The sequence below is a fragment of the Neobacillus cucumis genome (assembly GCF_023715505.1).
Genome location: NZ_JAMBOH010000005.1, coordinates 330,064 through 339,688 on the forward strand (window position 1 = coordinate 330,064; position 9,625 = coordinate 339,688).

At 38.2% G+C, this 9,625-nt stretch carries 8 protein-coding genes; 4 read left to right on the top strand and 4 right to left on the bottom strand.

Translation table 11 applies throughout. The annotated features are described in order from the left end of the window. Positions 1 to 14: 14 nt before the first annotated feature. Complete coding sequence (locus tag M3226_RS10670) at positions 15 to 1,064, bottom strand: YkvI family membrane protein (protein ID WP_251565108.1); 1,050 nt, start codon at positions 1,062 to 1,064, stop codon at positions 15 to 17. 539 nt (positions 1,065 to 1,603) lie between these two features. On the opposite strand from M3226_RS10670, the gene M3226_RS10675 reads away from it, so the two are divergent. Further along, the gene (locus tag M3226_RS10675) at positions 1,604 to 3,733 is read left to right on the top strand and encodes an ATP-dependent Clp protease ATP-binding subunit (protein WP_251565110.1); all 2,130 of its coding nucleotides are present in this window, start codon (positions 1,604 to 1,606) and stop codon (positions 3,731 to 3,733) included. A 38-nt stretch (positions 3,734 to 3,771) separates the two neighbouring features. Here M3226_RS10675 and M3226_RS10680 read toward each other — a convergent pair whose 3' ends face one another. Both M3226_RS10680 and M3226_RS10685 read right to left on the bottom strand, forming a co-directional pair. Next, a complete protein-coding gene (locus M3226_RS10680) occupies positions 3,772 to 5,466 on the bottom strand; it encodes a M3 family oligoendopeptidase (RefSeq protein ID WP_251565112.1) in 1,695 nt (564 codons plus the stop codon). A gap of 90 nt (positions 5,467 to 5,556) precedes the next feature. Beyond that, the gene (locus M3226_RS10685) at positions 5,557 to 5,997 is read right to left on the bottom strand and encodes a MarR family winged helix-turn-helix transcriptional regulator (RefSeq protein WP_251565114.1); all 441 of its coding nucleotides are present in this window, start codon (positions 5,995 to 5,997) and stop codon (positions 5,557 to 5,559) included. 230 nt (positions 5,998 to 6,227) lie between these two features. Between M3226_RS10685 and M3226_RS10690 the strand changes: the two genes are divergently transcribed. Beyond that, a complete protein-coding gene (locus M3226_RS10690; protein ID WP_251565116.1) occupies positions 6,228 to 7,463 on the top strand; it encodes an MFS transporter in 1,236 nt (411 codons plus the stop codon). Positions 7,464 to 7,519: 56 nt separating this feature from the next. On the opposite strand, the gene M3226_RS10695 is transcribed toward M3226_RS10690, so the two are convergent. Beyond that, positions 7,520 to 8,041 (bottom strand): hemerythrin domain-containing protein, encoded by a 522-nt coding sequence (locus tag M3226_RS10695; protein WP_251565118.1) that lies wholly within the window; start codon positions 8,039 to 8,041, stop codon positions 7,520 to 7,522. Positions 8,042 to 8,264: 223 nt separating this feature from the next. Here M3226_RS10695 and M3226_RS10700 point away from each other — a divergent pair, with 223 nt between their 5' ends. Together M3226_RS10700 and M3226_RS10705 are read left to right on the top strand one after the other, a co-directional pair. Next, the gene (locus M3226_RS10700; protein ID WP_251565120.1) at positions 8,265 to 8,612 is read left to right on the top strand and encodes a hypothetical protein; all 348 of its coding nucleotides are present in this window, start codon (positions 8,265 to 8,267) and stop codon (positions 8,610 to 8,612) included. A gap of 366 nt (positions 8,613 to 8,978) precedes the next feature. Continuing rightward, complete coding sequence (locus M3226_RS10705) at positions 8,979 to 9,284, top strand: hypothetical protein (RefSeq protein WP_251565122.1); 306 nt, start codon at positions 8,979 to 8,981, stop codon at positions 9,282 to 9,284. Positions 9,285 to 9,625 lie beyond the last annotated feature (341 nt).

The window sequence follows — 9,625 nt, forward strand, 5'->3', positions numbered from 1 at the left end:
CAGTTGACAGCTGTTTATTTTTTTAAATCGGAATTAAGAGGTTTCATCCACAGCAATATAAAAAAGGTCATGCAGATATACCCGAACAAGGGGTATAAATAGGATAATAGCGTACCATAGTTCACAAGACTTACGAGATAGGACACCAAAAAAATAGCTGTTACAGACATAATGGTAGGAATCGATAAATATTGCTTCATTTGACGGTCAAGCCCGAAGACATTGCCAATCACCGATGTGAAAATTTCACCATAAATGACAAGAACAAAAATCCAATACAGAAACGGTGCAAGGTTTTTCATAACAATCGCCATTGGAATATTGTACTGCTCTAAATTGGGCAGCATGATTAAGGTGAAATGACTCGCTGTTAATATTAATGTTAAGGCAGCACCTCCGAGAATTCCACCCCATTTAATCGTCCAATCATCTTTTACCTCGGTCGCAATGGGTACTAAAACCGCCTGGGCTAAACCTAGATTCAATGCAACATAAGAAAAAGGAGCTACTACACTTTTCCAGCCATCCTCAGCATGGGGTATAAATAATAATTGATCCATAAAATTCGGCATCTGTACCGAGAAAATCATAAGGATTACACTAAAACTAATCATTAATGGAACTACAAATGTATTCACAGCAAAAAGCCCTTTTGTCCCCACTAACATCACAAGAATCGAAAGAATGATGGTCAAAAAAACACCAATGTTTTTCGATAGACCAAGTTGTTCTTTAAACACTGCCCCAGCACCAGAAAGCATCACAGCGCTAACGCCAAGAAGCATAAATAGCATAAAGACATTGATAATTCGGCTTGGCCATTTACCGAATAAATAAGCATTAAACTCTTGGTACGATTTTGCATCTATATAGGCGGCCATCCTCATAAGTTTTGAACCCAATATGATAAAGAGATAACCGCTCATTATTATACTGATTAAACCGAAGAAACCGAATCGTGAGAAAAACTCAACAATTTCTTTTCCTGTTGCAAATCCGGCCCCTACTACAGTTCCCACATAAACTGCAGCAATTTGAAATGCATGAGTCCACCTCTTCTTCACCTCATCTCCCCCTTATCATCAATATATGTGAGAAGGGACAAACAAAGACGAGCTTTTTCGTATTTACGAAATAGATTTACGTTTAGACACGTCTAGCTCCAGCGCCTAGGGGCTCGGGGTCATGAGCTTATCCAGTTGCGGCTCCTTGGGACTCGAGTCAAGCCCCCCCTGAAGAAGGCAAAAGCGCCTTCTTGCAGGGTGCGTCTTATGCCTTCGTCCCAGGACAGTCGCCTCCACATTTAGGTCAATACGTCAAGAAGGCTAAAGAGCAGCCTTCTCGCCGTATCGACTTATGCCTGGCTACAGAAAGCTACCGCTTTATGTACGCATTAAGGGAGACTAATCGCTGGCTTCGCTTTACTTGCCAGTCGATAAATCTCCCTATATCGCCCCTGATCAAGGCGCTTCCGCTTTTGTATTTGGAAATGATTTCTTTAAACAAACTACTTGAAAGTCAAAAAAGGTCAGAGTATACTATGGTCATAAGGTCAAAGATAGTCAAAGTCAAATTAATGATAAAAATAGGAGGTAATTTGCTTATGCTTTGTCAACAATGCCAGCAAAATCAGGCCAATGTACAATTAAGTTTGAATATTAATGGACAACGTAAGGAAATGAAACTCTGCCACGAATGCTACGCAAAAGAAAAGCAATCTCTAGGTGCAGGATTTGGTTCAAACATGAATTCATTTCCTAACTTTCCATTTGATAACTTTTTTATCGCAAAAGGATTCCCACACGCTGAAGAGACGATGGATCATTCCCATAACGGTTTTATTGATCAGTTTGGACGAAACCTTAGTACAATGGCAAAGGCAGGTTTAATTGACCCTGTCATTGGTCGTGATCAAGAAATTAAACGTATAATTGAGATTTTAAATAGAAGAAATAAAAATAATCCAGTCTTAATTGGTGAGCCTGGTGTCGGAAAAACGGCGATTGCTGAAGGTCTAGCGTTGAAAATAGCCCGTGGAGATGTTCCCGGCAAATTACGCAATAAAGAGGTTTACTTATTAGATGTTGCCTCACTTGTTGCAAATACCGGTATCCGTGGTCAATTTGAAGAAAGAATGAAACAGTTAATTTCCGAATTACAGGAACGAAAAAATATTATTCTCTTTATTGATGAGGTTCACTTACTTGTTGGCGCCGGATCCGCTGAAGGTTCAATGGATGCAGGGAATATTTTAAAACCAGCCCTTGCCAGAGGCGAGTTACAGGTTGTCGGTGCTACAACTTTAAAAGAGTACCGTCAAATTGAAAAGGACTCTGCCCTAGAACGCCGGTTCCAGCCGGTTCATGTTCTTGAGCCGACTCCAGAAGCAGCAATTGAAATTTTAAAAGGTCTACAAAAGAAATATGAAGACTATCACGAGGTCACTTATTCTGAAGAAGCTCTTCACGCTTGTGTACATTTGTCACAACGCTATATTCAAGACCGCTTCTTACCTGATAAGGCCATTGATCTGCTTGACGAAGCTGGTTCTAAATTAAATCTAACATCGGATTACAAAAACACTGAACAAGTTGAAAAACGATTAAAAGAGATTGCTCTTGAAAAAGAAGAAGCACTTAAAAATGAACATTATGAAAAAGCAGCTCTACTCCGAGATGAGGAAACAAAACTTGAAAAAGCAGTAAATGCCGACTCAACTGGAACTAGACCTGTTGTTACAGTTTCTGATATTCAAAAAATCATTGAAGAAAAAACAAAAATTCCAGTCGGTAAACTCCAGCAAGACGAACAGCTGAAGATGCGTGAATTAGAAGCTAACCTTAATAAAAAGGTAATCGGTCAAGATAAAGCTGTGAAAAAAGTAGCTAAAGCAATTAGACGCAGCCGTGCAGGCTTAAAATCAAAGCAACGTCCGATTGGTTCCTTCCTATTCGTAGGTCCTACTGGGGTAGGTAAAACCGAGCTGACAAAAACGCTGGCCGAAGAATTATTTGGCAGCAAGGATTCGATGATTCGTCTCGATATGAGCGAGTATATGGAAAAACACAGTGTCTCTAAATTAATTGGTTCTCCTCCAGGCTATGTCGGCCACGATGAGGCAGGACAATTAACGGAGAAAGTCCGCAGGAATCCATATAGCATTATTTTGTTAGATGAAATTGAAAAAGCACATCCAGATGTTCAGCATATGTTCCTGCAAATTCTTGAAGACGGCCGTCTTACCGACAGTCAAGGTAGAGTGGTAAGCTTTAAAGATACCGTTATTATTATGACAAGTAACGCAGGCGTAGGTCATAAAACTATCCACGTAGGTTTTGGAGCTAGCGATGCAATTGAAGAGGCAAGCATCCTAGACTCCCTTGGCAGCTTCTTTAAGCCGGAATTCCTAAACCGTTTCGACAGCATTATTGAGTTTAATACTCTTGATAAGGAACATATCTTGTCAATTGTCGATTTAATGGTCCACGAATTACAGGAAACATTAAAGGAACAGAACATTGAATTAAGCATTAAGAAAGAGGCTAAAGAGAAATTAGCTGAACTCGGATATCATCCAGCGTTTGGTGCACGTCCGCTCCGCAGGGTCATCCAAGAACAGCTTGAAGATAAAATTGCAGACTTTATCTTAGAAGATCCTGATGCTAATAAATTAGTAACTATTCTAGATAATGGACAACTAAGGGTTGTTTCTGAAGCTGTTTCAGTTAACTAATACTAAAAAGCGAAGCCACTCCCGGCTTCGCTTTTTAGTTATAATTTTTGATCCTCTACTGAAGTTAACCATTCCTCGATGAATCCAACAACGGACTCAACACATCCATCTTCAAACGGCGAGATTAGGTTGGCTGCCTCAACAAGTTTTGTGAAAGATAGACTGCCGCCAAGATTACAAAGCTTTACATAATCTGCCCATGCCTCTTCCCTGTTTTCTATTGACCGCTTCCAGAATTGGAAGGCACAAATTTGTGCAAGCGTATAGTCAATATAATAAAATGGTGAATTATAAATATGACCTTGTCGCTGCCAAAAGCCGCCGTTTTCAAGATAGACATTTCCATCATAATCTTTATGCGGTAAATACTTCTTCTCAATTTCCCGCCATTGACGTTTCCGTTCCGCAGGAGTGGCAGCAGGATTTTCATAGACCCAGTGTTGGAACTCATCTACAGAAACCCCGTAAGGAAGGAATAACAAGGCCCCGCTGAGATGCGTAAACTTATATTTGTCGGTATCTTCATTAAAAAATAATTCCATCCATGGCCATGTAAAAAATTCCATACTCATCGAATGTATTTCAGCTGATTCATAGGTTGGCCAGTAGTATTCTGGTATCTCAAAATGACGGCTTGAGTATACCTGGAATGCATGGCCTGCTTCATGTGTTAAGACATCAATGTCACCGGATGTTCCGTTAAAATTTGAAAATATAAAAGGAGCCTTATAATTCTCAATAAATGTACAATAGCCACCTCCCGCTTTTCCTTTCTTGGCAACTAGGTCCATTAAATTATTTTCCTGCATATAGCTAAAGAAAACCCCTGTTTCTTTAGAAAGGTCTTCGTACATTTTTTGTCCATTTTCAATAATCCATTTCGGATCACCCTTTGGAACAGCATTTCCTGATTGAAAATTAAAACCCTCATCATAATATTTTAATTGGTCGACACCTATTCTTGCTTGTTGCCGTTCCTTTAATTTAGTAGCTATCGGTACAATAAAATCCTTCACCTGATTCCGAAAGTTTGCCACCATTTTTGCATCATAATCGGTTCTCATCATACGATAATAAGCAAGCTCTACAAAGTTTTTAAACCCTAATCTTTGGGAAATCTCTGTCCTTACTTTGACCAAATCATCATAAATTCGGTCTAGATGTTCTTCATGTTCCGCAAAAAATCCAAATTTCGCTTCACTTGCTTTTTTTCGCATGTCACGATCCTTAGATTCAGTGAATGGGTCTATTTGGGCAAGTGTTCTTTCCTCACCTTCAAAATGAATCTTAGCTGAGGCGAGCAATTTTGTATATTCAGTGGACAAACGGTTTTCCTTTTGTAGTAATGAAACAATTTCAGGTTTAAACGTTTTTAATTGTCCTTCAGCTAGGGCAAAAAGTTGGGTTCCCCACTTTTTTTCTAACTCGGGACGAAACTTCGAGTCAACCAATGCACGGTAGTACTTTGTCACTAAACCCTCCACTTCTGGCTGAATTTCGTCCATATAATCTTGTTCTTCTTTATAAAATTTATCATTTGTGTCAATAGAGTGGCGGATATAACAAAGATTAAACATTGTGCCTAAATCATTTCTCAACTGATTAATTTCTTCCATAAACCGGCTTTGTGCCTCGACTGTATCTGCATGTTTAAAGCCTTCCAATACCTTATCAAACTTGGCCCTAACTTCGTCTAAATTTGGTCTTATATATGTATAACTTTCAAAGCTCATTTCATAAACCCCTTTCCGGTTGTTTCAATTCTTTCCATTCGACACTATTAATAATATTCCTCCAATAAAAAAATACGACCAATGGCCGTATTAAAACTTTCCTGCCGGAATTCCTACCTTTTTCAGTAGCTCTATAGCAGTTGTTTTCTCAGATTCAGAAAGTCTTGACATAAGTGTATCAATTTGTTTTGCATGTTCGGGAAAAATCTCTTCAATAAATGCTTTTCCTTGCTCTGTGATTTGAGCATATGTTACCCTACGGTCATTTGGACAGGCAATTCTTCTTAGAAGTTCTTTTTGTTCGAGTTTGTCGACTACATAGGTTATACTGCCACTAGCAAGAAGTATTTTTCCGCCAATTTGCTGCATTGGCTGATCACCTTTATGATAAAGAAGCTCTAACACCGCAAATTCGGTTGGATTCAAACCATTTGCCTGAATAGCTTTATTTACATGTTCATTAATCGCTTTATATGCTCTAGAGAGGACTATAAATAATTTTAATGACTTTTCAACTGATTCGTTTTCCATAAGAAACTCATCCTTTTAAGTTTTGATAAGATTGGGTAAGAGTTCATCCAATAAATTATCTTGATTTCAAAATTAATTATAAAAAATTTTTTAGCCTATGTCAAACTCTCCCCTGTATCATCTTTTCTAAATATTATTAATTTTTAATTTCGAAAATAGAAATAATTGTTTTTTATTTTAGTAAATAAGTAGTAAGATAGGGAAAACAATACAAATAAAGAAGGGATTATATGAGTCAACCAGCTGCTTTATCTGCAAAGGATTCAAAAGCCTCGGAATCAACCATGTTCAAAATTTTGTTTATTATCGGCCTCTGCCATCTATTGAATGATGCCATTCAAGCAGTTGTACCGGCAATGTTCCCCATATTAGAAAAGTCAATGGGATTAAGTTTTACCCAGTTAGGAATCATAGCCTTTTCTTTAAATATGGTTTCGTCAGTTATGCAGCCAGTCGTCGGTTTTTATACAGACAAAAAACCCATGCCCTTTGCTCTGCCAATCGGTCTATCTTTTACTTTATTCGGTATCCTTGGATTAGGATTTGCGGGGAATTTTGGACTTATTGTCCTGTCCGTCATTTTCATAGGACTTGGCTCAGCCGTGTTCCATCCTGAAGGTTCCCGGGTCGCTTATATGGCTGCAGGAAGCAGACGAGGGCTCGCACAATCTATTTATCAAGTTGGGGGTAATACTGGTCAGGCATTGGCACCGGTGATTACAGCACTAGTATTGGTTCCCCTCGGGCAAATTGGCGCATCTTGGTTTACCATAGTGGCTGCAATTGCGGTGATCTTACTCATTTATATCGCAAACTGGTATCAACAAAGATTGCTAAATGCTCCGCGAGTAAAGAAAAAGGATTTAAATAAAGAAAAAGGCCAGGGCTTGTCACGAGAAGTTAAAATCACATTGGCATTAATTTTGTTGTTAATCTTTGCAAGAACTTGGTATACTTCCGGAATTACAAACTTCTATACCTTCTTTGCTATCAAAGAGTATGCTTTATCCATTAAGGAATCTCAAGTATTTTTATTTGCATTCTTAGTAGCAGGTGCGATTGGGACTTTTTTTGGCGGTCCGCTTTCGGATCGTTTCGGAAAGAAAAACATCATTTCCTTTTCCATGTTAGCGACTGTTCCTTTTTCGATTCTGATTCCGCATGTACCGCCAACATTAGCCTTTTTCTTCCTTATTCTTACAGGGTTTATCCTAATGACAAGTTTTTCGGTTACGGTTGTGTATGCCCAGGAGTTAGTTCCAGGCAAGATTGGTACGATGTCCGGTTTAACTGTGGGTCTAGCGTTTGGAATGGGAGCCATAGGCTCAGTAGGACTTGGATCGATTGCTGACTGGGTTGGATTGCAGTCCATGATCACTTGGTTGGGCGTCCTTCCATTATTGGGGTTAATCGCCTTCCTGCTTCCAAGTGATCAAAAGGTTTGGGAATGGAATCAACGAGGATGATGTCATGGGGTTCCATTCCCCAAAAATAGAAAAGGATGGCACTGCCCATCCTTTTCTTAAATCTCTTTGATCTTCTGTAATAATTCAGCCTTTTCCACATCGGAAAGCATTCTTTCAGCCATTGGAAATAATACATTTTCTTCCTTGTTAAAGTGATCAGTTAAGATAAAGTATGCATTTTGAACTAATTCAGCTAGTTTCTTCTTTTCATCAGTTGTCGATTCCCCAACTTCTGCTTTATCAAGGAAGGCACCAATATTAGATTTTGCCTGATCATGTTCATACTCCATTACAGCTATTGGCCCAGAAGTAGTACCTATATAAGCTCCCATCATGGGAAATAGAACACCCTCTTCTCTTTCAGACAGTGGATCCAATTCACCCTTAAACTCTTTGACCTTTATGATTAATTCATGAAAATTTCCTTCTACTTCAATTCCTTGATCAATTTTTTGTGTTAAACTATACAATCCATCCATTCTCTCTCTCAATGGAGGATGTTCACTTTTTAAACGGGCAATACCTTGGCTTAACTCTCCCTGGACCGGACCGCCAAAACCACTCATGCAGCTGCTCATTTCCATCACCTCTATATTGTATTTGTGAGTTCAGTATATTAACAACTGATTGAGAATGTAGTGATACAGGTCACTTTTACAAAACATTTATTTACAGTAAGGTGTAATTGTGATAATTTAGTGAAAAAGTTATAATTTTTTGAAAAGTTTTAACAAATATCACACAAATATGGGGGTATGGTTTCATATAATATAGATATACCTATAAGGGAGGGTAATATAGATGAAAACTCCAAATTATCATGATTTTTATGAAAAGGCATTAATTCCAATCGGTATAAATGACCTCCAATCTTTACAAAAGTCCGATGCCTATTGTTCTGTCAAACCTTTTACCCATTGGCTGATTGCTGTGGAAGGAGTACAGCTGCCACAACCCCAAATTTATTATCATTGGAAAGTGAGTATCTATCCAGCAACAGACGAAGGTGATTTTAATTGGAAGGCTCCTTATTACTGTTCACCCAATATGGAATTAATTGATTATGCAAATACATTGGCCTCCTCATTAGTTCAATCAAGTAAAAAGGATGAACTTTCCTCCGCTGCTTTATTAGAGAAAATAAGTTAAATCCACTTCATAGTAACCCTCTGCTTTACCTTCTTTTTGCTCCCATTTGTGAAAAAACTTACATATCGTTTCAAAAGTGTAAACACCCTTAACTTGCATTGGCAATCAGTATTTTATTTCTTACTACTCCATAGTAACCGATTTTTCATTATTTGGGATTTTACATTATACTAACGTCCCCTTCATACAAGTATTTCCCCTCTTATTTTATCCGGTACTCAGCCAGATGTTTTTTTATGGATGTTTTACTGTCTTACCTTTCATTACGTTTGTTAATTCCTTGTAAAGGATTCTACCATAGCATTCTATACTCACCTTCTAATGAATAACTTTAACTGTAAATAACTCTTTAGGAGGCATTAATCTATGGCAAGTTTAAAGGATAAGTTTACTATTGATGACACTAAAGAACTCAACGCCAGGATAAATCGTGTTCTGTACCAAGTTACACATGCAAATACAACAACAACAGTCGGTGTTTCTGAACTACAATTAATTGGCGTTATTGACCACTTGTGCAAAGTCTCAAGTATGCTTTGTGACATGCTTGAGCAACAGTTGGATGGTCATATAGAAACCTTTGATCCTTATAGTTTTATAGACCGAGGATTAAGGACTGTTGAAAACGGGGTAAGCAATTTCATAAAGATTAAAAGAATTGATGTCGATTAATCTACCTAGGGAGCTTAAAAAGAATCTTCTTATTTCACAAAGAATTGTCAAAGTGCTTGAAGAATGATGAGGACAGATTGGTCAGGAACTACGTCAAAGTTGACCGCATGAACCGTTTATGAGGACAAAAAGAACTTGATACAAGCCTTAGTTGTCCTCATGGACCTTTCATGAGGACAAAAAGAACTTAATACAAGCCTTAGTTGTCCCCATGTGGTACTACGTCAAGAAAACGGACAAAATAAATTGAGACTTTTTTATTTAAAACCCCTATCGCGCTTCGCTTGCTGACCTGTTAGACTAGTGAGCCTTTTCCAAAGGCTCACTAGTCTAACAGGAAA

Excerpts from the sequence above, each read along its gene's own strand:
- M3226_RS10685 (WP_251565114.1), bottom strand. The coding sequence starts at position 5,997 with ATGGAAAACGAATCAGTTGAAAAGTCATTAAAATTATTTATAGTCCTC.
- M3226_RS10695 (WP_251565118.1), bottom strand. The coding sequence starts at position 8,041 with ATGAGCAGCTGCATGAGTGGTTTTGGCGGTCCGGTCCAGGGAGAGTTA.
- M3226_RS10675 (WP_251565110.1), top strand. The coding sequence starts at position 1,604 with ATGCTTTGTCAACAATGCCAGCAAAATCAGGCCAATGTACAATTAAGT.
- M3226_RS10690 (WP_251565116.1), top strand. The coding sequence starts at position 6,228 with ATGAGTCAACCAGCTGCTTTATCTGCAAAGGATTCAAAAGCCTCGGAA.
- M3226_RS10705 (WP_251565122.1), top strand. The coding sequence starts at position 8,979 with ATGGCAAGTTTAAAGGATAAGTTTACTATTGATGACACTAAAGAACTC.
- M3226_RS10700 (WP_251565120.1), top strand. The coding sequence starts at position 8,265 with ATGAAAACTCCAAATTATCATGATTTTTATGAAAAGGCATTAATTCCA.
- M3226_RS10680 (WP_251565112.1), bottom strand. The coding sequence starts at position 5,466 with ATGAGCTTTGAAAGTTATACATATATAAGACCAAATTTAGACGAAGTT.